Genomic DNA, 22,336 nt, shown 5'->3' on the forward strand with positions numbered 1-22,336 from the left:
GGTATATTCTCTATAAATGCTATACTTTTTCCTATTAAATCGATATTAATACACTTATGCGTCTAGAAAGTATCAAATTAGCAGGATTTAAGTCCTTTGTTGATCCCACTACCGTGGCTTTTCCGAGTAATCTTACCGCTATTGTAGGCCCCAACGGCTGTGGAAAATCGAATATTATCGATGCCATACGCTGGGTTATGGGCGAAAGCTCTGCCAAACAACTACGAGGTCAATCACTCGATGATGTGATATTTAACGGCTGCCATACCCGAAAACCACTAGGCAAGGCATCGATTGAACTCAATTTTGATAACTCTGATGCAAGTCTAGGAGGTCAATACAATAGCTATACGCAAATTTCGATTCGACGTGAAATCACGCGAGAAGGCCAATCGATCTATTCTCTTAATGGAACCCGTTGCCGTAGACGTGATATCCGAGATATTTTCTTAGGTACGGGTCTAGGTCCACGTAGTTATGCCATTATTGAACAAGGTATGATTTCTCGCATTGTGGAAGCTAAACCTGAAGAGCTGCGTGCTTATATTGAAGAAGCGGCTGGCATCTCAAAATATAAAGAACGACGTCGTGAAACCGAGTTACGTTTGGAACATACACAGGAAAATTTAAATCGTTTAAATGACGTAAGAGAAGAACTTAGCAAACAACTTAAGCATTTACAGCGTCAAGCCAACGCCGCGGAACGCTACAAATCACTTAAAGAAGAAGAACGTTTCCTAAAAGCTCAATTACAAACTCTTCGTTATCAAACATTTCAGGAACAACTACACACTCAATTAAATGAAATACAATCGGTTGAAGAACAACTACATGCCTCTCAACTTGAACAACAGCATTTATCCGCACAGGTAATAGCCGATCGTATTGAGCAAACTCAAGCACGACTAAATTTTAGTAACTTTCAAACTGAATATTATGAACTCGGCAATGAAGTAACCCGTTTAGAAGAAAATTTACGCACACAAACAACACAACTTCAGCAAAATCAACTCGAGCTAGCCGACTTAACCAAAAAGAAAGCGGTTCTTGAAGAACAATGCCAATCCAGCGAAGCAAATCAGATTCAGATTAATCAAAGACTTAATGAACTCCAGAAAAAACAAACTGAACTTCAGGTAGCCACTGAACAAAGCCTAGTTTCATTAAAACAAGCGGAGAAAAATTATGCCGGATGGCAAACCCAATGGGAAACCATCCAAACCTCTTTTATTGAACTAAAACAACAGCACCATAGTGTTACAACACAAAACCACTTTGATCAACAGCAATCTCACACATTAAACCTACGTATTGACCGCTTGCAACATGAGCATGATGAACAAACTAACATTTTGAATCCTCAGAATAAACAATCTGAAAATTTAAACGAAATTTTAGCCTCGATTGAAGCAAAATATACACACTGTAAAACTCAACAAGAACAGATAACTCAACGAATTCTTGAACAACGTACTCTTTTACAGCAAAACACTAAAGAATTGGATCAATTAAAAAGTCACTTACAAATGACGCAAGGAGAATACGCCTCACTCATGGCCTTGCAACAAGAAGCCTTAGGTAAACGCGAACATACCTTATTGGAATGGTTTAAAAAACATCATTTAACCGAACAACCTCGACTAGTACAGCTATTACAAGTAGAAACCGGCTGGGAGCGGGCAATAGAAGTCGCTTTGAACCAACATATCCAAGCGGTATGTTTTACCGACCGAGATTCTTTAGATGATTTCTTAAATTCTCCCCCGCCGAATACGGTTAGTTTAATGACAAAGTCGATACCCTGTGAATATTTTGCTGCGACTTTTCAGAATCAGTTAACACTAGCGCCTATTAGTAGCAAGTTTACAGCGCCATGGCCACTTGAACACTTGCTCGCAGGAGTCTATGTAGCCGAGAACGTAACAGAAGCGATGGAACATACCAAGCAATTAAAAAGTTATGAATCTATCATCACACGTGAAGGAATTTGTTTGGGTAATCATTGGATTCGTTTAACGGGTGGTGATGATCATAAAGCAGGCTTATTACAACGAGAACGTGAAATAACTCAGCTACAAAAAGTGCAACAAGACATTCAAGAACAGCTTGATAAGAAACAAATAGACTATCAGCATATTCAAACCCAATTAAAAGAACTGGAAGATACGCAAGCAAAACAACAGAAACAATCCACTGAATTAATTGCTCAACAAGCGGATTTAAGTGCACGCCAAAAAGTCCAACACGCTCGAGTATTTCAAGCGAAACAACGTCTTACAGCAATACAACAAGAATTGCAAGAAACTAAACAACACTATGCAACGATACAGGAAAAATTACAGCAAGCCTGCGAAGAGCAAAAAATAGCACATACTCAACTGCAAGAAATAGAAAAACAAAGGCTAACTCACTTAAAAGATAAAGCTACCTTGCAAAACCAACTCAATGAGTCGGCACGTGTCACTAAAGACTATGAAGCAGAACTTCATCAACATGAGTTACGTTTACAAGCGATGCATCATCAACTAAAAACCGAACTTGCCACTTTAGCTAACGTAAAACAGCAGTATAGGCAATTAGAACAACGTCTTAATCAATTGCATGAATTGATCGACGTTGCTGAAAATCCGATAAACTCACTTCAGGAACAACTCAATCTACAAATCGATAAAAAAAATAAACTGGGTTTACAACTTAAAGAACATCAAACAAAGTTAGAAATCATTGATAAAAAAATTAAAGACACCGAAACTCAATCACAAGCACTGGAAGCTCATCTTAATTTAGATCGAGATTCTTTAGAACAACAACGATTACTTTCACAAGAATTACGTATACGGGCTAAGACCTTAGAAGAACAATTGCAAGAACAGGGTTATGAACTGGAAAAACTTTTATCAGAAATTCCTTCTGGACAGATTGATATCACTGAACGTGAAACGCAACTGACTCAATTAACTCAGCGTATTGAACAGATGGGGGCAGTAAATCTCGCTGCTTTGGAAGAACAACAGATAGTTTCAGAGCGTGAAAAATATCTAGAAGCCCAATATAAAGATTTAACCGAAGCCTTAGAAATGTTACAAACGGCTATTCAGAAAATGGATAAAGAAACGCGTAACCGGTTTAAAGAAACCTTCGATAAAGTCAATCAGAACTTCATTACTTTATTTCCAAGGCTATTTTCAGGCGGTGTCGCTTCATTACAACTCCAAGATCCCGACTTACTGAGTAGTGGTATTTGCATCATGGCGCAACCACCAGGAAAACGAAATAGCACCATACACTTGCTTTCAGGGGGAGAAAAAGCCTTGACGGCAACTGCTTTAGTTTTTTCATTTTTTCAGTTAAATCCTGCTCCTTTTTGCCTATTAGATGAAGTGGATGCGCCATTAGATGATACGAATGTTCTAAGGTTTTGTAAGTTAGTGAAAGAGATGTCGAATGAAGTGCAATTTATCTTTATTAGCCATAATAAAGTGGCAATTGAAATGGCCCATCACTTGACAGGAGTCACTATGCATGAACCGGGTGTTTCGCGCCTGGTCGCTGTCGATCTAGAAAAAGCCATAGCCATTGCTACTGCTTAAGCCTACAATGAACCGGTTACTTTTCTTCCTATGCGAGTGGTATATTTTTAGTTTTATTTCTTCGTATGATACGATGGAGAGCCAGACATGGAAACTTTAATAGCTCAAACGTTTTCTTTCTTTAGTAAAAAACATTATTTCTTTCAAGAGGTATCGATGTGATGGACATTGACTACTTACTGATTATTTTACCTAGTATTATTTTTCTCGGTGTTTTTGGTTTAATACTTATTATTTGGCATGGAAATTTTCGCAGTAAAAAAGAAAAATTAAATGCCGAACATTCAATAACAGAACCTCCGTCTAAAACTGAGCTATCGACATCGCGACTCGAACCTACTTTCACTAAATCTAATCTGAAACAAGAAAGCACTAACAACAAGAACTCCATAACTCAATATGACCTCGATAACTATATAATCTTACAATTAATGGCCCCCAAACAAAGACCATATCGCGGATATGAACTGATCCAAACATTGACGAGTGCCGGTTTTCACTATGGCAAAATGAATATTTTTCATTTTTATGCCGATCCTTTAGCCAAACAAGAGCTTTTATTTAGTCTAGCCTCAGCTATCGAGCCTGGAACCTTTGATTTAGATAATACCGGAGAAATAGTTTGTCCCGGATTATGTCTATTTATGTCGATCCATCAGGTTAAATCCGCGCTGAACACATTTAACTTAATGTGGGAGACGGCACAAATTCTCGCACAAGACTTAGATGGTGTACTGTGTGATAAACAACTACAACCTATTGAGGATCCTTCTCGATATCACTCACAACTTCATGCTTATGCCTAAACCATCCGATAGCCTTATTAAAAAAATGGAGCGGCTTAAAAAAAAAATTAACGAACACAACTATCGGTACCACATTCTTGATGACCCATTGATTAGTGATGCCGCTTACGACAAACTGTTTCGTGAATTAGAAGATCTCGAAAAACACTATCCCGAACTGGTAAGCAATGACTCTCCCACACAACGCGTCGGTAGCACTCCGTTAACATCCTTCCAACAAGTCCAACATGCTATACCCATGCTCTCTTTGGAAAATGCTTTTTCTGAAAAAGAAGTACTCGCGTTTAATCAACGTATACAAGAGAGATTACAGACCGAAGACGATATCGAATATGCATGCGAACCCAAATTGGATGGTATTGCCGTAAGCTTAATCTACTATAAAGGACAACTCATTCGTGCCGCAACACGGGGCGATGGCCATACTGGAGAAGATATTACTTTAAATATCCGTACCATTTTAAGTATTCCCTTACAACTTCGAGGGTCGGATTACCCGACAAATTTAGAGGTACGTGGCGAAGTATACATTCCCAAAAAAGCCTTTCAACAACTTAATAATCGGTTAAAAGAAACGGGAGAAAAACCATTGGTTAATCCACGTAATGCGGCAGCAGGAAGTTTACGTCAATTAAATCCTAAAATTACTGCGCAACGTTCTTTAGCTTTTTTTACACATAGTGTCGGACAAATTAAAGAGGGTCCATTAGCAGCGACACACACAGCGATCTTAGATCAATTTAAACGTTGGGGTTTACCTCGTTGCCCACAAACTAAAACAGCGAAAAATATATCCGCCTGCTTAGCGTATTATTATAAAATAGAAAAACAACGCGTGACTCTTCCTTATGAGATTGATGGTGTCGTTTACAAAGTCAACTCTATTGCCTTACAACAGCAACTGGGCTTTGTTTCACGTGCTCCACGCTGGGCACTTGCGCATAAATTTCCCGCGCAAGAAGCATTTACACGGGTCCTAGCCATCGAGTTTCAAGTGGGCCGTACGGGTGCCTTAACCCCGGTTGCACGATTACAACCCATTTTTGTTGGAGGGGCAACGATTAGCAATGCCACTTTACATAATATGGACGAAGTTAAACGCAAAGACATACGTGTAGGGGATACCGTTATCATCCGTAGAGCAGGTGATGTTATCCCAGAAGTCGTCAGCGTCGTTCAAGAAAAACGGCCCGCTAACACCTATGATTTACAATTACCTAAACACTGCCCTATCTGTGGCTCAGATATCATTAAATTAGAAACCGAAGCAACTGCACGCTGCAGCGGCGCCCTCTATTGCCCAGCACAACGTAAAGAAGCCATCAAGCATTTTGTCTCACGCAAAGCCATGAATATTGAAGGTTTAGGCGATAAACTCGTCGATCAATTAGTCGATACTAATTTAATTAAAGATGTCTCTGACCTATACCAATTAAAGATAGAACAATTAGTCGATCTTGAACATCTGGGTGAAAAATCCGCTCAGAAATTATGCGCCGCCATACTCGCTAGTAAAAAAACCAGCTTAACCCGTTTCTTATATGGCTTAGGAATACGTGATGTGGGTATAACGACAGCCCTAAATCTCACTCAACATTTTCAAAAACTGAAATCTATCATGCAGGCGGATGAAGCGTCCCTACAAGCTATTCCCGACATAGGTCCTGTAGTCGCAGCCCATGTTAAAAAATTCTTTAGCGAAGCTCACAACCTTGAAGTAATCAAAAATCTACTGATAGCTGGGATTACTTGGCCAAAACCTCCTGGTATTAATCAGCAACACGTCTCCCTCTTAACCGGAAAAAATTTTGTTTTAACCGGCAGCTTATCTGAATTAAGTCGCGAGCAAGCCACCACTTTGCTCCAAGGACTCGGAGCAAAAGTCACTTCTAGCGTGACCAAAAAAACCGATTACGTGATTGTAGGCCAAAACGCTGGATCGAAACTCACGCATGCCCAGGAGTTAGGTCTCACTATACTGACAGAAAAAAAATTTTTATCGCTATTAAAGAAAGCAAATTTATCGTAAAATTACCTTTTTGGTAATAAAAACTAACACATACTTGCACATCAAGAGGCTAACAGGCATCTTGCTATGCAATCATCTCGCAGCGAAGATACCGTTCGCTATGAATTGAAAGATACGCATCTTTAAGTGCAAACTTAATAGATACTCACAGCAATTGGATTTTTGGCAGGGTGCCGCGAAAACGGAGCAACCGGCGTGTATAGAACATACATGAGGATTGCGAGTTGAACGGCAACACAGTCAAAAATTTCAAGTGCAAAGAGTAATAAAATAATAACAATAATGAGGCAAATTATGCGCATTCTATTAGTGGAAGATGATGGGGCATTAGGTGATGGGATTCACAAAGGTCTAAAACAATATGGCTATACGGTGGATTGGCTCACTGATGGCCGGACCGCCTTAAGTTCTATCAAAACAGAAACATTTGATGTCATCCTACTTGATTTAAATTTACCAGGCCTACCTGGATTAAGTGTCCTCCGTGAGATGCGCGCAGCAGGTATTACGATGCCTGTACTCATCTTAACAGCACGTCATGCCATCGAAGATAGAATAAAGGGATTAGACAGTGGTGCTGATGATTACTTAACTAAGCCTTTTGACTTAGATGAACTCTCTGCCAGAATCCGCGCTTTACAACGACGTTTTTCCAGCAATCGTGCCGCTCCTCTATTGACATACCGGGATATCGAATTAGATCCCAGCTCATTTACCGTTACGCTCAAAGGGCTTGCTATTAGTCTGTCTCGTCGTGAATTTAGTTTACTGCAAAAATTATTAGAAAATGCCGGTCACGTTGTTTCGCGCGACTCACTTAATCAATGCCTCTATGGCTGGGGTGATGAAATTGATAGCAATACACTCGAAGTCCATGTCCATAATTTACGAAAGAAATTAGTAGATACGCACTTTATTCGAACAATACGCGGCGTGGGTTATATGGCAGAGAAGGAAAATAATTAATGTTTACTATTTTTTCGATTAGACGGTTCTTATTGTTTAATCTATTAAGCACGGTTATCGCTACTATCATCATCACTGCTCTCGGCAATTATTATATAGACTGCCAAGCTATTAATGTGAGTTTAGATAATTTATTGGTGGAAACTGGCTCACTCCTTAAAACTATTACGAATAATCCACGTTTCTTAACGCCCGAAACACTTAGAGTCATTCAATCACAACTCAATATAGGGATAGGGAATACTCCTAAAAAAAACTTTTCTTCCAGCCCTCATTTAAATATCACTCCTATCACTCAAAAACGGTTACGTTATAAATTTCAATTGTGGGATGGCGACGGTAAGCTGTTATTAAGTTCAGAAAAAACACCCGCTGCACCACTCATCAGTAAACCGGGGCTCAGCGATAAAATTATCGATGGACAAAAATGGCGTACTTTTACCATTTATGACACTAAACGCGGCGTCATCTTGGTCTTAGCAGAACAATACGCAGCGCGTTATACCATGATTCATAACATGTTAGTGAGTGATACTTATCTCACACTATTAATTTATCCTTTATCAGGAATCTTTATTTGGTTAATTATTGGTAGCGGATTAAAGAGTATTCGTTTTTTTGCTAAAGAAATGGCGGAAAGAGCGGCTGATCATTTAGATCCCGTTGATCTCAATGAAGTTCCTGTAGAAATAAGCCCTTTGGTAGATGAGCTGAATAAACTTTTTTCACGTTTACAACAAGCTTTTGAACGTGAACAACGTTTTGCCGCTGATGCCGCTCACGAATTACATACGCCTCTCGCTGCTCTAAAAACCCAAGCACAAGTAGCACTTAAAACGACCGATCCACAAGAATGTTACTTGCATTTAAAACAAGTGATTGCGAGCGTCGATCGCTGTACACATGTCATTCAACAATTACTGACATTATGTCGCTTAAGTCCTGAAACCATCATGCCAGAACACTTTACACAAGTAAATTTATCACGCATAGCTGCCGAAGTCATTGCACAACTAGCACCCCAAGCTATCCTTAAACAGATCGAAATCGAATTAATCGCAAAAGATTCTGATTATAAGCTATTAGGTAATACTACTGGCTTGCATGTATTAATTCGTAATCTAGTCGATAATGCTATTCGTTATACACCCACAGGGGGAATTATTAAGGTACTTCTCCTTAATACCTCTGATTCCATTATCTTACAAGTAATCGATAATGGGCCTGGGATTCCTAATAAATTACGCGCGCGAGTATTTGAGCGTTTTTTCCGTATCTTAGGAACAAATGCACAAGGCAGCGGTTTAGGGCTTGCTATCGTAGAACAAATTGCAAAACTACATAAAGGTTCGATAGCTTTAGATACGCCCTCAGAGGGCACCGGACTACAAATTGAAGTTCGCTTTCCAAAAAATCAGTATCGTTTTTTAAAAATCTAATATCACTTCATAATATAGGCATTGCTACTCACAATGCCTAATACCTATTAATTCATTAAAACTTGTTGATAAGAATTCAACACTCTTCCTGTATTTTCTTGATTATTAATTGGGCTGCTCCAAAATAACGGCCGCGGATAAGTTGATAGCGCAGGCTGATATAAATTAGACTCCGCTTCATCTGAAATACCACTGTCTGATTGACTATCCATGGTTGTTATAAACGCCTCATCTTTATTTAAGTCTTCTTCTTGTTCTAATTGATCCCGATTCGAAGTGACAGAAATATCAGATGAATCATCCTCCCAATCAGTATCCCAAGCATCTTCCTCTTCGTCAGAATCATACTGGCAAGGATAAATATTCTCTGCTATTTCTTTTTTTAATGCGGTTTTTAGCATTAAAACTTCCGTTAAAATAAACTGACTTAATTTAGTTAAGTCAGTTTCTAATAGCTTAGGTTCCATTTTTTTTGCGTAAATTTCTAGCTCTGCTGCAACATTTTGAAGTTTATCTAATGTCAAATATAAATGGGTACATTCTGAGTTGGAAAATGCTTGATTAGTCGTATGAAAAAATAAACTTCTATTAATATAAAAAATAGTTTCTAACTTATTTAAAATTTGATAAAAATTAGAATCGTTTCCATAACAACGATCAACTTGTTTATCTAAATTTTTCCTAAAGCCTTCATAACAAAATTGCATCTTATAAATTGATAAGCTTAACAACTGTTTAAATTCGGAAGTTAATTGATTTAAATTTTTATTTTGCAAGTTAACTTTCTCATTAAATTCATATTGAAGTTTAAATCGTTGTCTAATCCCTTCAATTAGATTGTAGATACCTCCTATTCTAACTGCATTTTTGTGAATAGATGTGTTTTTGATAAATTCTTTTATTTCACCAATTTTCTCTTCAAATAAAGAAAATTTTTTATCAAAAACAAATGCTTTAAGCTTAGTCAACTCTTTGGATAACTTAATTTTTTCATCTGATACTATGAGCAATTTAATTCTATAACTTAAATAGTTAAGTAGTGAATCTATATCTGAACACTCCTTACTGAGATCAGAAGCAGTTCCACTATATAATTTCTTCTTATACGATGAACTCCACTCTTCAAGTAATTTATATTCATTAATAGGGGTATAAATTAAAGAGGAAACTTTATTTTCGAGAAATTTTTCTACCATAAAAGGCAGTGCCTTATAGGTTTCCATTTCTAAATTAACATCTAATAAATCATTTTCAGTATTTGCTATACGATGTTTTATATTTCTCAAAGCTTCCAATATTTTTTTCGCATCGGCTAAATTTCTAAGCTTGGGTTTAGGTTTAATAATCCAAGAAATAAACATTTGCAACCAACGCACCACTCGCCAATTTGATTTCACTGTTAATTTTGATTCAAGATATTCCGGAAAAAATCGAACAAATAAATCAGAATGACTAGTATTTTTAATCGTTAATAAAATTAAATTATATAAAGCATCTTTTTGCACTTCATTTCTATAAATATTTTCTTTATTAAAATTTTTAAAATAATTCTCAAGAATTTTTTTATCTAATTTATTTATTTCATTAAAAAAAATAATGACTGCATTACTAAGCAACAACTTATAGTCAACATCATTTTTTGAAATACAATTTAATTTATTTTTATATTCCTGTAATAATTTATTATATTTTTTTACATTCATAAATACCTCTTTTTTTATTTTTTTTATGGGTATTATTTTTAGTGAATGATAGGCTACTTTTATTAAATGAAATTGTCAATTAAATTAATTTTTTAAAAATTAATACTTAATATTTCTTTATTTAAAAAATTTTAATGTAAATTTTTTTTTAAAATTTTTCCTAATGCGGATTTTTGGAGATAATTTAAAAACACAATTTCATGCGGTAATTTATAGCTAGTCAATGCAGCACGACAATCCTTTAATAGCTCATCAGATGTTAGGCTCTGATCTTTTCTTACCACGAACGCTTTAATTGCTTCGCCGGTCTTATCCGATGGAACGCCGATAACCGCAACCTCTTTTACTTTAGGATTTTGTTGAATAACTTGTTCAATTTCTTCTGGATAAACATTAAAACCAGAAACTAAAATGAGTTCTTTTTTACGACCCATGATAAACACGAAACCCTGATGATTGATACGCGCTAAATCACCCGTTATTAACCATCCATCCGGCGTTAATGGATACTCTACATCAGCCTGCACCCAATAATTTTGCATGACTTGAGGACCTTTCACCCAGAGCTCACCCACCTCCCCTATTTTTACTTCATTTTTTTTATTATCACGAAGACAAATATCCGTGGAAGGAAGTGGTAACCCCACATGGTCCCCTGCTACCACTAAATCCCAAGGAGGGGCACAAACAACCGGAGAAGCTTCAGTTAGACCATATCCTTCTAATAATAATTTTCCTGTTATTTGTTTCCAGCAAATTTTAACGTGAGATTGTATTGGAGCACCACCACCTAAAGCGATTTTTAAATGCGTGAAATCTAAATTTGCAAATGCCTTATGTTTTAAGAGTGCCTTAAATAAAGTATTGACACCTAACAAGGTACTAAAATGGGTGTCCGCAAGCACTTGAATAAGCTGTTTTATATTGCGCGCATCGGGAATTAAACAATTCTTACCTCCTAAACGCACGCACATTAAACCATTAACCATTAAAGAAAAAATATGATACAACGGCAAAGCGGTAATAAATGTTTCTTGTCCTTCACGCAAAATAGGTCTTACCCAAGACCTTAACTGCTCTATATTCGCTAGCATGTTACGGTGAGTTAGCATTGCACCTTTAGGGACGCCTGTCGTACCGCCAGTGTATTGTAAAAAAGCAAGGTCTTCTCTATTAATTACCACCGATGATGTTTTTAAGCTTTGACCTATTTTTAGAATCGTTAAGAAATTAATCGGATGTATCGTTGGATCTTTTTGTTTTTGGTTTTTTATAACCCACCAAGCAGAGCTATTGACCATCCAAGATCGCGGCCAAGTCAGCATATCACCTAAGCAAGTCGTAATAATGTATTTTATAGGCGTGTTTTTTATTACATGAATGATATTAGGTAGAAAATTACTTAATATAATTAACACTTTGGCCTGTGAATGATCGATTTGTTGAGTGAATTCGGGTACGGTATAAAATGGATTGACATTAGTCACTACCAATCCTGCTTGCAACACCCCAAAAATAGATATCATATATTGTGGACAATTAGGTAGCATGAGCGCCACTTTAGTTCCTTTGCTCAATTTTAATTCCTGTTGCAAATAAGCGGCTAAGCGGCGACTTAAATCAGCCCATTGATCATAGCTAATCGTTTGCTGAAAAAAACTTAATGCAGGCAACGAGCGAAATTTTTGACAAGCCTCTGCAAATAATCGATCGAGTGATTGATAAATATCAGGATTAATCTCAGCAGGTATTTGTTGCTGATAACGATTCAACCAAATTTTTTCCATCATTCACCACCTAGAAAATTAAAGGCGAGCATTCCCTATTAAGTTTTAGTATATAATGCCTACTTTATTTCGATATTAGTGACTAGGTGGACTATTTATGCACAGTTTGATGGGAACATCACAAGAAGCCTTTAAATTAAAGGCGAGTCTATTCACATTGACTACTTTTCATTTATTCAGCGCCGATGCACAACTCGTTCATCAACAATTAAAGCCTTTAGTAGCGCAAACTCCCCGTTTTTTCCAACAATTACCTATTATCTTAGATTTATTTTCCTTACCTGCTGTCACCGGACCTATCGATTTCCCGGGTATTATCAGTTGCCTACGTGGTTATGGGTTAATTCCTGTAGGAGTACGTGGTGGCAATGCAGAACAACAAACATTCGCTATACAATCAGGTCTCGCTATCCTTGCCAATGTAAAAACTGAATCAACTGACACTTCGCCAAAAATAAATACTGCCTCACCTGCTATTAACTCTAAGTTGATTACTCAGCCCGTACGTTCTGGCCAACAAATCTATGCAAAAAATAGTGATTTAATTGTCATTGCCTCAGTCAGCCCTGGAGCAGAATTGTTAGCCGATGGTAATATCCATATTTATGGGCGATTAAAGGGTCGAGCACTTGCGGGTGTAACCGGAAATCAACACGCACATATTTTCTGCCAAAATTTAGAAGCGGAACTTGTCGCAATTGCTGGCCATTATTGGCTAAGTGAAGATTTACAGGATTTACAACAAACGCTTAACAACGGCAGTGTGCATATTTCTTTAGAACAAGAACGTTTACAAATGAAACAACTCGCTTAAATAATCTTCTCTTAGAAAAGTTAGATCTCCTTTAATTGTGCAAAATAAATATCGGGCCAACGTTCCATAGTCAATTTCAAATTAACCCGACTGGGGGCTAAATAAATCAAATTCTCTTTAGCATCATGTGCTAAGTTGAGAGCCACTCTATGTTGAAATTCTTTTAATTGCTTATTATCATCCGCACTCACCCAACGCGCCGCAATAATATTAACGGCTTCATAAGCGCATTCTACTCTATATTCATGTTTTAATCGGTAAGCCACCACATCAAACTGCAAAACACCCACTGCCCCTAAGATTAATTCGCTACTGTTCAAAGGCCTAAAAATTTGTATGGCGCCTTCTTCAGATAATTGCATTAATCCTTTTAACAATGCTTTAGATTTCAATGGATCTTTTAGACGAACGCGTTGAAATAATTCCGGAGAAAACGAGGGAATTCCGGTAAATTTTAGCGTTTCACCCAGGGTAAAACTATCACCTATCTGTATCGTACCATGGTTATGTAAACCAATAATATCGCCTGGCCATGCTTTTTCCGTTTTCACTCTGTCACCCGCCATAAAAGTCAGCGCATTATGTACCGTGATTTCACGCTGAGTTCTGACATGAAATATTTTCATACCCGGTGTATATTTTCCAGAACATAATCGCAAAAAAGCAACCCGATCTCGATGTGCTGGATCCATATTCGCTTGAATTTTAAATATAAATCCACTGAAATTCGCTTCTTGTGGTTGCACTATTCGAACATCTGTTTTCCTTGGCTGCGGACAAGGTGCATACGTCACAAATGCAGCTAGTAATTCTTGCACACCAAAATTATTAATTGCTGAACCAAAAAAAACCGGTGTTAACTTTCCTGCAAGATAATCTTGCTTATTAAAATCTGAACTCGCCCCCTTAATCAGCGCCAATTCATCTTGTAATTCATCGAATAAAACACCCACTCGTTCTTTTACCTTAGGATGATTAAGACCTGTAAAACATTCACTTTCTCTACGTTTTAAATTACTTGACGAAACATAAAAATAAACCTTATCTTCTAAGGTATGATAAATACCCTTAAATTGTTTTCCCATTCCTATAGGCCAAGTGATGGGGGCACAAGCAATCCCCAAAGTCGATTCAATATCATCTAATAATTCAATAGGTGTGCGCGCTTCTCTATCCATCTTATTAATAAAAGTCAAAATGGGAATCTGGCGTAAACGACAAATCTCTAATAATTTTTTTGTTCGCGGTTCGACACCTTTAGCTGCATCAATGACCATTAAGGCAGAATCGACTGCCGTTAAAGTGCGATAGGTATCCTCAGAGAAATCAGCATGACCAGGCGTATCTAATAAATTAAAAATACAATCTTGATAAGGAAATTGCATCACGGAAGTTGTGACAGAGATTCCCCGTTCTTTTTCTAAGGCCATCCAATCCGAGGTAGCATGGTGTGCGGCTTTACGGGCTTTGACTGTTCCAGCAAGCTGTATGACACCACCCCACAACAAAAGCTTCTCTGTCAATGTCGTCTTACCTGCATCCGGATGAGAAATAATTGCAAATGTTCTTCTAGATAAAATTTCTGCCGAATACGATGCGTCTGACATATAAGACCCTATGGATTTAAATATTAAAACTAACCCTTATTTTAAAAGGGTTGTTATTGTATACGAAATTACGTTGCCGTTTTCATCTAATTCATCGGTTCTTGATAATGCCAATTGCCAAATTAAGTATTCTAGTTTAACCTGGCAACTTTCTGGGAGAGGTGTCCGAGCGGCTTAAGGAGCACGCCTGGAAAGTGTGTGTAGGTTTATCCCTACCGCGGGTTCGAATCCCGCTCTCTCCGCCAATGGTGGTTATATCGGTCCCTTCGCAACGCAAAGCAGCGAACCCCGTCAGATCCGGAAGGAAGCAGCGGTAGTTGTCCATGCGGGTGCCGAGGTGTGGCTGCTATAACCGCCTCCATTAACGATCTGACGATCGGGTCAAGGTGGTTCTTATGAGTTATCAAGTCCTTGCGCGAAAATATCGACCTCAGTCATTCGAACAGTTAATTGGTCAAGAATCCACTTGTCGCATCCTAAAAAATGCACTGCATACACAACGAATCCATCATGCTTATCTTTTTACCGGTACACGTGGAGTTGGAAAAACAACCTTAGCACGTTTACTCGCCAAATGTTTAAATTGTCAAACCCAGATCACACCTGAGCCTTGTAATCAATGTGTTCCATGTCAATCGATTAATACGAATCGTTTTACCGATCTTATTGAAGTCGATGCTGCTTCACGCACCAAAGTAGAGGATACTCGTGATTTACTGGCTGATGTCCATTATGCGCCTAGTCAAGGCCGCTATAAAATTTACCTTATTGATGAAGTGCATATGCTTTCTTCACATAGTTTTAATGCCTTATTAAAAACGCTTGAAGAACCTCCACCTCATGCCATTTTTTTACTAGCGACTACCGATCCACAACGCTTACCTGCCACGATACTTTCACGTTGCCTACAGTTTCACTTAAAAATTATTTCTGTCGCACAAATTAGCGATCATCTCGCTTATGTTCTAAAAAATGAAAAAATTCCTTATGAACCCGCGGCACTGTCACCGCTTGCCAAAGCGGCACGAGGTAGTTTACGTGACGCACTAAGTTTATTAGATCAAGCGATTGCTTATACCAATCAACCTCTCACAAAACAGGATGTCCACACCTTACTCGGCCATGTTACTAACACTGAAGTCACTAGTTTACTTGAAGCCTTGATTTTAGAAGATACCTTTCAGCTCTGGTCTCTGGTCGAAAAATTAAACGAACTAGCCGTTGATTTTTCATGCGTTATTGATGAGCTCCTCATTTTTTTACATGATATGGCGCTGAGTCAACGGTTTAAGAGTGAAGCAAACTATACCCAACCCGTCATCGATTTAGCTGAAAAATTTTCACCCGAAGACATACAACTTTATTATCAAATTGCTTTATTAAGTCGACGCGATATAACGCTAGCACCCACACCACGACTGGGTTTTGAGATGATGTTACTTAGGTTGCTGGCGTTTAAACCCGCTATTCCGCAGGCAGACCCTTATCGCCTAACAAAACCAGCTCCTCCACCTACGGTAACAGCAAAAAAACAAACAACTGCGCACAAAGTAGAGAAAGTAATCGTGCAAAAATCCAAAAAAGCCTTACACTGGCCTGCACTGATTAAACAATTGAACCTAACGGGCTTAACCTATGCCCTCGCCCAGCAATGCGTCTTACAATCTTATCAAAGCAACCACATTTCTTTATGCCTAGACCCTAAACAAGCCGCACTACGCAGCATTAAACAAGAAACCAAGTTAGCGCAAGCACTTTCGGATTATTTTGAGAAACCAACCACATTAGCGATTATCCTTGGTGATGCTAGTTTATTGACTCCTGCGCGTCTCGATCAACAGCACAAATCACAGCGTTTAGAACAGACGACAGAAGCTCTGCAGAAAGATCCTGCTATTCAAGCGATTATGCAAACATTCGATGCTAAACTACAGCCTGAGTCTATTCAGCTTTTGGATGAAGATTGAATAGACTCCCATATAAACCCATTGCACTTCAAGATGCGAACCAGTATCTTGAAGTGACTTCATCTTATCGATGGAGATTCTCAAGCAGAGAGGCAAATTCTCTATTTGAGTAGCTAGTCCAGGTGGTTTAGCTTAGATAACCTATAACCAGATGTATATCGCTCAAAAAATAGTGTAAAAATTTGCATCTTCAAATACAGGTGGTATAAACCAATAAAGTTGATCCTACAAAGAGGAAAATAAGATGAATATGAAAGTTGACCTAGATACGCTTTTAAAACAAGCACAAGACATGCAATCCAAAATGCAATCTGCTCAAGCCGAACTAGCACAAATAGTGGTTACCGGAGAAGCAGGTGGTGGTATGGTTAAAGTTATCATGGATGGCCGACACATGGTGAAATCCATTTGGCTGGACCCCGCCTCATTACAAGAACCGAAAGAATTTGTAGAAGAATTGCTTGTAGGCGCATTTAATTCCGCATTAAAAGAAATTGAACAAGCATCACGTCAAAAATTAAATGACTTAACAAGTCTTATGCAAACTAAATTTAGTAGTGATATCGCAACACCGACGATTGAATAATAGACGCTTAGGCATTGGATTTTTGGCCGTATCGTGTAATAAAGCAAGCAAAATGTATTAATCCTATGTGGATTACAAGTTGAGCAGCAAACCGGACAAAAATTTACGTACAAAAAAGATAGAATTTAGTATTCGTAATATAGAATAGGTGTGAAATATGGCTTTTAGCCCTTTGATAACACAATTGATTGCACAATTTTGTTGCTTGCCGGGAATAGGGCCTAAATCCGCACAGCGTATGGTTTTTCATTTGCTTGAAAGAGCACGCTCGGATGGTTTAGCGCTGGCAAAAATTATAGAACAAGCCATTCAAGAAGTTGGAAATTGCGAACAATGTAGAAACTTAAGTGAAACGCCTATTTGCACGTTATGTTCAAGTTTAAATCGAGATAGCAGTCTACTTTGTGTTGTTGAAACGCCGGTTGATGTACTTGCTATTGAACAAACGGCCAGCTATCGCGGTTATTATTTTGTTCTAATGGGACGATTGTCGCCACTCGATGGCGTGGGCCCTGAAGAGCTGGGTATTAAACATTTTATTCAGCGCATTAACACTCGACCTCCCCAAGAAATTATTTTAGCGACTAACCCCACTGTAGAAGGCGAAGCAACAGCACACTATCTCACTGAACTAATTAAGGAAAAAGGTATTAAGATCAGTCGCATTGCGCATGGTGTTCCATTAGGTAGCGAGCTAGAGTTTATTGATAATCATACGCTAGCTCGATCATTGTTTGCACGCGTCACTGTTTAACAGATTGACCATACTGGATATGGCTAGCCTATCCAGATGACAATCCATTCATTAAAGACCCAGTGATTTTTGTGTTTCCGGGAAAAATGGAACCTCATCTTGGTTACTTTGGAAAAAAATAACGCTTCTACGAGTTTGAAAAGATGAAGCAAGACAAGCTTGCTGATTACTACGCTCTTCTGCTTGCAAATAGCGCTGATAAACTTCGCTTAGAGGTAAGTCAGGATGACGAAGACGATCGCGTGTTAATAAGAAAAATTTTTCTCCGATAGTCTCTTTTATTTTTTCGCAATTAACAGTTTTCTTATAAGCGGGATTTGTGATAAAACTTTTTTCGTTAATGCCTAAAGCAAAAGCGACAAATGCGGAAGGTATAGCCCCTATAATACACCTCGGATCGACCTTAGAAATAATAGCGTAATCTACCCCCTCATTGATCTCTTCTGTATAACCTGCAACAAACTGTTTGTTTAATAAATTTTCTTCACACAAAGGAATACTTTGTATATTTTTTTCACTGGTATCGATCAAATAAATATATCCATAAGTCCCAGCAGAAAACTGCTCATATTCCAGGCCCGTTAGTTCATTGCGATTACAATAAGTATTAGATGCACAAATAAAATCAGGATAGTATCGTTTAATGTAGGGTAAACTGGCTAACACACTTATCTCATCCTGCTGCGTAAAACCATTGGTAAACACATTATTTAAGGATTCTATTAAGTGCAATTGTTTATCAAAAGCTTCTCCGCGCAATAAAAATCCATTTTTTGGGCCATAGGAAATGATAACCTTATCTTGATTATGGTGAGACAATTCAAAGGAAGTTTCAGGCAGTTGTCGATCGGCAGAAATATTTTCCATGATAATTATTATCCTTTTGTTTAAGTATAAAACACTTAAATAGGTTAACAGAATAAAAAAATATTGGGAAGATTAAAATTAAATACTTTAATTTTAAAAAAATTTAAAGATATATCCTCACCTTATTATTAATTTTAAACTTTTAAACGCGGCTAATAAAGTGAGCATACTATTTAAAGAGGATTTAAGCTAAGGCTTGCTTGGCTTTTTCAACGAGCTGTGCAAAAGTAGCTTTATCAGTAATCGCTAAATCCGCTAAAATTTTACGATCAACCGCGATTTCTGCCTTACTAAGACCCGCAATAAAGCGACTATAAATCATACCCTCTTCACGTACTGCGGCATTAATACGCACTATCCAGAGTGCACGAAAATCACGTTTCTTTTGCTTTCTATCACGATAAGCATATTGACCTGCTTTTGTTACTGCTTGCTTCGCCGCTCGGATAACACGGCTGCGTGCACCTCTATAACCTTTGGCTGCTTTTATAATTTTTTTATGTCGGGCTCTTGCAGTCACCCCACGTTTCACTCTTGGCATCGTCTTTAACCTCTTTAATAATCTTTTGTTTTCTTAAGAACCTTGTAACAGTCGTTCGACTGCACGTACGTCACTGGGATTAACTAAATTTGTATGACGCAAGTGGCGCTTGCGTTTACTATCTTTCTTAGTAAGAATATGGTTATGATGTGATTGTGCACATTTATAACCTTTAGCTGTAGGTTTAAAGCGCTTTGCAGCACCTCGGTGACTTTTTAACTTAGGCATAGAATCTACTCCGCTATTACTGATATATTTTTTAGCTACTTAGTTTTTTTGGGGCTAACGACTAACACCATTTGTCGGCCTTCCATCTTAGGTTTATCATCGATCGCAGCATAATCAGCTAGATCCTTTTCTAAACGTTCAATAAGCTTAGCACCTAAATGCAAGTGAGCAATTTCACGACCTCGAAATCGTACCGTGATTTTAGCCTTATCCCCTTGTTGCAGGAAACGAATCAGGTTGCGTAGCTTGACCTGATAATCCCCTTCTTCTGTTACGGGTCGAAACTTAATTTCTTTCAATTGAATACGCTTTTGCTTTTTCTTTTGCGCTGTTTTTTGCTTACTCAATTCAAAGAGATACTTACCATAATTCATGATCCGACAAACGGGAGGAGCCGCTGTTGGCGCAATTTCTACTAAATCAAGTTCAGCCTCTTCAGCTTTTCTTAGCGCTTCATTTAAAGAAACCACACCTAACTGCTCACGATCAGGGCCTATTAACCTTACTTGGGGAACACGAATTTCGTTGTTAACCCTGACCTTTTTTGCATTGCTGGTTGCTGACCTAGGTTGAAAACCTCCTACTGGTCTATGCTGAATAACTTTTTCTGTACTAATAACTATTTCTCCGTATCGATTCGACTATGCGGCACCATAGCCTGTCGAATCATCTGATAAAACATATGGACCGACATACTACCCAAATCATCCCCTGTTTGTCTACGTACGGCGACTTGTTTCGTATTGACTTCTTTAGCTCCTATCACGAGTTGATAAGGAATCTTCTGTAAGCTATGTTCGCGAATCTTAAAGCTGATCTTCTCATTTCTCAAGTCCAACTTGACTCTTAGCCCTAAACTCTCTAATTCCTGGGCTATTTCAGTGGCATAATCTCGCTGCTTATCGGTAATCGTCATAATAACTACCTGAATAGGCGCCAACCAAACGGGGAAATGACCCGCATAATGTTCAATCAATATCCCTATAAAACGCTCTATAGAGCCTAAAATGGCTCGGTGCAGCATAACCGGTGTTTTACGCTCGCCCTGCTCGCTGACGTACTCAGCGCCTAAACGCCCTGGCATAGAAAAATCAACTTGGACCGTTCCACACTGCCAAACACGGTTTAGACAGTCTTTTAAAGAAAATTCAATTTTTGGGCCATAGAAAGCGCCTTCGCCCGGCGAATAAGTCCATTTTAGTCCTGCTCTAGCGTCTAAGGCTTGCGCCAAGGCTTTTTCTGCCTTATCCCAACTTTCATCGGAACCAACCCGCGCTTCTGGGCGTGTCGCTAATTTAAGGATAACTTCATCAAAACCAAAGTCGGCATAAACCCCGTACAACAAATCAATAAAAGCGGCCACCTCCGCTTGAATCTGGTCTTCAGTACAAAATATATGGGCATCGTCTTGCACAAAGCCGCGTACGCGCATTAAACCATGTAAAGCACCTGAGGGTTCATTACGATGACAAGAACCAAATTCCGCGAAACGCAATGGAAGATCGCGATAACTTTTTATTCCTTGATTAAAAATTTGGATATGGCCCGGACAATTCATTGGCTTAATAGCAAATTCCGTATTTTCCGTAACCGTGGTAAACATTTCTTTAAAAAATTTATCCCAATGACCTGATTTTTCCCAAAGCTGACGCGCCAATAATTGTGGTGTACGTATTTCTTGATAACCTGCACTTTGTAAACGTGAACGAATATACTGCTCAATAATTTGATAAATGGTCCAGCCATGAGGATGCCAGAACACCATACCAGGTGCTTCTTCTTGAATATGAAATAAATCTAATTGTTTCGCTAATTTGCGATGATCTCGTTTTTCAGCTTCTTCTAAGCGATATAAATAATCTTTTAAATCATTTTCGGTTAACCAAGCGGTACCATAGATACGTTGTAACATTTCATTTTTTGCATCGCCACGCCAATAAGCGCCTGCAACATGCGTTAATTTAAAGACTTTAAGCTTACCGGTACTCGGGACATGAGGCCCACGGCAAAGATCAATAAAATCTCCTTCCCGATACAGCGATAATACTTCCTCTGTTGGAATCGCAGTAATAATCTCTGCTTTGTATTCTTCTCCCAAATTCCTAAAAAATTTAATGGCCTCTTCTCTAGACATCGTAGAACGTTGTATGAGTAAATCCTGCTTGACTAATTCCTGCATACGCTTTTCAATTTTTAATAAATCATCTGGCGTAAAAGTGTGTGATAACGCAAAGTCGTAATAAAATCCATTTTCGATAACAGGTCCTATCGTCACTTGTGCCGTTGGAAATAACTGCTTGACGGCATGTGCAAGCAAATGAGCCGTCGAGTGACGAATAATGGCTAATGCTTCCGGATCACGTGCTGTCAGTATTCGCAAACGAATATCTTTCGTAATGGAATAGGATAAATCCACGAGCTGACCATCAATTTCTGCTGCTATAGCCGCTTTTGCCAAACCCGGGCCGATTTGCTCTGCCACTTGATAAGCCGTAGCGCCGCTAGCGACGGTACGTTGTGTTGTATCCGGTAAAGTAATGACAGGCATACATCTATAAAAATATATTGGTAGGCACGAGTGGGATCGAACCACCGACCACCACCATGTCAAGGTGGTGCTCTACCACTGAGCTACGTGCCTACAGGTTATAA

Annotated in this window: 18 protein-coding genes, 2 tRNA genes and 1 other RNA gene; 12 read left to right on the plus strand and 9 right to left on the minus strand. The window is 38.4% G+C overall.

Features of this window, described 5'->3' with window-relative positions; translation table 11 throughout:
- The first annotated feature begins 56 nt into the window (after window positions 1–56).
- The 5 genes from smc (at window position 57) to A1D18_RS03710 (ending at window position 8,830) form a co-directional block, all read left to right on the plus strand.
- Window positions 57–3,590 carry a chromosome segregation protein SMC gene (gene smc, locus A1D18_RS03690; RefSeq protein ID WP_071662464.1) on the plus strand — a complete coding sequence of 1,178 codons (3,534 nt, stop codon included), beginning with the start codon at window positions 57–59 and terminating at the stop codon, window positions 3,588–3,590.
- Between the two features lie 161 nt (window positions 3,591–3,751).
- Complete coding sequence (locus tag A1D18_RS03695) at window positions 3,752–4,396, plus strand: cell division protein ZipA (RefSeq protein WP_071662465.1); 645 nt, start codon at window positions 3,752–3,754, stop codon at window positions 4,394–4,396.
- Window positions 4,389–6,425 (plus strand): NAD-dependent DNA ligase LigA, encoded by a 2,037-nt coding sequence (gene ligA, locus A1D18_RS03700; protein ID WP_071662466.1) that lies wholly within the window; start codon window positions 4,389–4,391, stop codon window positions 6,423–6,425. Before A1D18_RS03695 ends, ligA begins: the two co-directional genes overlap by 8 nt.
- A 294-nt stretch (window positions 6,426–6,719) precedes the next feature.
- Window positions 6,720–7,391, plus strand: a complete 672-nt coding sequence (locus A1D18_RS03705; RefSeq protein WP_071662467.1) for a response regulator — start codon at window positions 6,720–6,722, stop codon at window positions 7,389–7,391.
- Window positions 7,391–8,830, plus strand: coding sequence for an ATP-binding protein (locus A1D18_RS03710; protein ID WP_071662468.1), 1,440 nt, complete (start codon window positions 7,391–7,393; stop codon window positions 8,828–8,830). The genes A1D18_RS03705 and A1D18_RS03710 overlap by 1 nt, the downstream gene beginning before the upstream one ends.
- A gap of 47 nt (window positions 8,831–8,877) precedes the next feature.
- Here the strand turns inward: A1D18_RS03710 and A1D18_RS03715 are convergent, their stop codons facing one another.
- Both A1D18_RS03715 and A1D18_RS03720 read right to left on the minus strand, forming a co-directional pair.
- A complete protein-coding gene (locus tag A1D18_RS03715; protein WP_071662469.1) occupies window positions 8,878–10,533 on the minus strand; it encodes a hypothetical protein in 1,656 nt (551 codons plus the stop codon).
- Between the two features lie 131 nt (window positions 10,534–10,664).
- A complete protein-coding gene (locus A1D18_RS03720) occupies window positions 10,665–12,323 on the minus strand; it encodes an AMP-binding protein (RefSeq protein ID WP_216095019.1) in 1,659 nt (552 codons plus the stop codon).
- 94 nt (window positions 12,324–12,417) lie between these two features.
- Here A1D18_RS03720 and minC point away from each other — a divergent pair, with 94 nt between their 5' ends.
- A complete protein-coding gene (minC, locus tag A1D18_RS03725) occupies window positions 12,418–13,134 on the plus strand; it encodes a septum site-determining protein MinC (RefSeq protein ID WP_071662471.1) in 717 nt (238 codons plus the stop codon).
- A 20-nt stretch (window positions 13,135–13,154) separates the two neighbouring features.
- Here the strand turns inward: minC and A1D18_RS03730 are convergent, their stop codons facing one another.
- Complete coding sequence (locus A1D18_RS03730; protein ID WP_071662472.1) at window positions 13,155–14,741, minus strand: peptide chain release factor 3; 1,587 nt, start codon at window positions 14,739–14,741, stop codon at window positions 13,155–13,157.
- Window positions 14,742–14,751: 10 nt separating this feature from the next.
- On the opposite strand from A1D18_RS03730, the gene A1D18_RS06915 reads away from it, so the two are divergent.
- The 6 genes from A1D18_RS06915 to recR all read left to right on the plus strand — a co-directional run bounded on the left by A1D18_RS06915 (window position 14,752) and on the right by recR (window position 18,048).
- Window positions 14,752–14,919 carry a hypothetical protein gene (locus A1D18_RS06915; protein ID WP_216095020.1) on the plus strand — a complete coding sequence of 56 codons (168 nt, stop codon included), beginning with the start codon at window positions 14,752–14,754 and terminating at the stop codon, window positions 14,917–14,919.
- A tRNA-Ser gene (locus tag A1D18_RS03735) sits at window positions 14,897–14,986 on the plus strand. The genes A1D18_RS06915 and A1D18_RS03735 overlap by 23 nt, the downstream gene beginning before the upstream one ends.
- 10 nt (window positions 14,987–14,996) lie before the next feature.
- An RNA gene (ffs, locus tag A1D18_RS03740) (signal recognition particle sRNA small type) lies at window positions 14,997–15,093 on the plus strand.
- A gap of 43 nt (window positions 15,094–15,136) precedes the next feature.
- A complete protein-coding gene (dnaX, locus tag A1D18_RS03745) occupies window positions 15,137–16,708 on the plus strand; it encodes a DNA polymerase III subunit gamma/tau (protein WP_071662473.1) in 1,572 nt (523 codons plus the stop codon).
- A gap of 244 nt (window positions 16,709–16,952) precedes the next feature.
- The gene (locus A1D18_RS03750; RefSeq protein WP_071662474.1) at window positions 16,953–17,294 is read left to right on the plus strand and encodes a YbaB/EbfC family nucleoid-associated protein; all 342 of its coding nucleotides are present in this window, start codon (window positions 16,953–16,955) and stop codon (window positions 17,292–17,294) included.
- Between the two features lie 157 nt (window positions 17,295–17,451).
- A complete protein-coding gene (gene recR, locus A1D18_RS03755; RefSeq protein WP_071662475.1) occupies window positions 17,452–18,048 on the plus strand; it encodes a recombination mediator RecR in 597 nt (198 codons plus the stop codon).
- Window positions 18,049–18,099: 51 nt separating this feature from the next.
- Here recR and A1D18_RS03760 read toward each other — a convergent pair whose 3' ends face one another.
- The 6 genes from A1D18_RS03760 to A1D18_RS03785 form a co-directional block, all read right to left on the minus strand.
- The gene (locus A1D18_RS03760; RefSeq protein ID WP_071662476.1) at window positions 18,100–18,915 is read right to left on the minus strand and encodes a hypothetical protein; all 816 of its coding nucleotides are present in this window, start codon (window positions 18,913–18,915) and stop codon (window positions 18,100–18,102) included.
- 184 nt (window positions 18,916–19,099) lie between these two features.
- Window positions 19,100–19,456: a 50S ribosomal protein L20 gene (rplT, locus tag A1D18_RS03765; RefSeq protein WP_071662477.1), complete on the minus strand. Its 357-nt coding sequence runs from the start codon at window positions 19,454–19,456 to the stop codon at window positions 19,100–19,102.
- A 33-nt stretch (window positions 19,457–19,489) separates the two neighbouring features.
- Window positions 19,490–19,684 carry a 50S ribosomal protein L35 gene (gene rpmI, locus A1D18_RS03770; RefSeq protein WP_071662478.1) on the minus strand — a complete coding sequence of 65 codons (195 nt, stop codon included), beginning with the start codon at window positions 19,682–19,684 and terminating at the stop codon, window positions 19,490–19,492.
- Between the two features lie 35 nt (window positions 19,685–19,719).
- Window positions 19,720–20,283, minus strand: a complete 564-nt coding sequence (gene infC / locus A1D18_RS03775; protein WP_071662479.1) for a translation initiation factor IF-3 — start codon at window positions 20,281–20,283, stop codon at window positions 19,720–19,722.
- A 20-nt stretch (window positions 20,284–20,303) separates the two neighbouring features.
- Window positions 20,304–22,232, minus strand: a complete 1,929-nt coding sequence (thrS, locus tag A1D18_RS03780) for a threonine--tRNA ligase (protein WP_071662480.1) — start codon at window positions 22,230–22,232, stop codon at window positions 20,304–20,306.
- 18 nt (window positions 22,233–22,250) lie between these two features.
- A tRNA-Val gene (locus A1D18_RS03785) sits at window positions 22,251–22,325 on the minus strand.
- Between the last annotated feature and the right edge of the window lie 11 nt (window positions 22,326–22,336).

The organism is Candidatus Rickettsiella isopodorum, assembly GCF_001881495.1.
Lineage (GTDB): Bacteria > Pseudomonadota > Gammaproteobacteria > Diplorickettsiales > Diplorickettsiaceae > Aquirickettsiella > Aquirickettsiella isopodorum.

Bases quoted from the DNA above. Each gene is read 5' to 3' on its own strand.
- smc (WP_071662464.1), top strand. From the start codon at position 57: ATGCGTCTAGAAAGTATCAAATTAGCAGGATTTAAGTCCTTTGTTGAT.
- A1D18_RS03695 (WP_071662465.1), top strand. From the start codon at position 3,752: ATGGACATTGACTACTTACTGATTATTTTACCTAGTATTATTTTTCTC.
- ligA (WP_071662466.1), top strand. From the start codon at position 4,389: ATGCCTAAACCATCCGATAGCCTTATTAAAAAAATGGAGCGGCTTAAA.
- A1D18_RS03705 (WP_071662467.1), top strand. From the start codon at position 6,720: ATGCGCATTCTATTAGTGGAAGATGATGGGGCATTAGGTGATGGGATT.
- A1D18_RS03710 (WP_071662468.1), top strand. From the start codon at position 7,391: ATGTTTACTATTTTTTCGATTAGACGGTTCTTATTGTTTAATCTATTA.
- A1D18_RS03715 (WP_071662469.1), bottom strand. From the start codon at position 10,533: ATGAATGTAAAAAAATATAATAAATTATTACAGGAATATAAAAATAAA.
- A1D18_RS03720 (WP_216095019.1), bottom strand. From the start codon at position 12,323: ATGATGGAAAAAATTTGGTTGAATCGTTATCAGCAACAAATACCTGCT.
- minC (WP_071662471.1), top strand. From the start codon at position 12,418: ATGCACAGTTTGATGGGAACATCACAAGAAGCCTTTAAATTAAAGGCG.
- A1D18_RS03730 (WP_071662472.1), bottom strand. From the start codon at position 14,741: ATGTCAGACGCATCGTATTCGGCAGAAATTTTATCTAGAAGAACATTT.
- A1D18_RS06915 (WP_216095020.1), top strand. From the start codon at position 14,752: ATGGATTTAAATATTAAAACTAACCCTTATTTTAAAAGGGTTGTTATT.
- dnaX (WP_071662473.1), top strand. From the start codon at position 15,137: ATGAGTTATCAAGTCCTTGCGCGAAAATATCGACCTCAGTCATTCGAA.
- A1D18_RS03750 (WP_071662474.1), top strand. From the start codon at position 16,953: ATGAATATGAAAGTTGACCTAGATACGCTTTTAAAACAAGCACAAGAC.
- recR (WP_071662475.1), top strand. From the start codon at position 17,452: ATGGCTTTTAGCCCTTTGATAACACAATTGATTGCACAATTTTGTTGC.
- A1D18_RS03760 (WP_071662476.1), bottom strand. From the start codon at position 18,915: ATGGAAAATATTTCTGCCGATCGACAACTGCCTGAAACTTCCTTTGAA.
- rplT (WP_071662477.1), bottom strand. From the start codon at position 19,456: ATGCCAAGAGTGAAACGTGGGGTGACTGCAAGAGCCCGACATAAAAAA.
- rpmI (WP_071662478.1), bottom strand. From the start codon at position 19,684: ATGCCTAAGTTAAAAAGTCACCGAGGTGCTGCAAAGCGCTTTAAACCT.
- thrS (WP_071662480.1), bottom strand. From the start codon at position 22,232: ATGCCTGTCATTACTTTACCGGATACAACACAACGTACCGTCGCTAGC.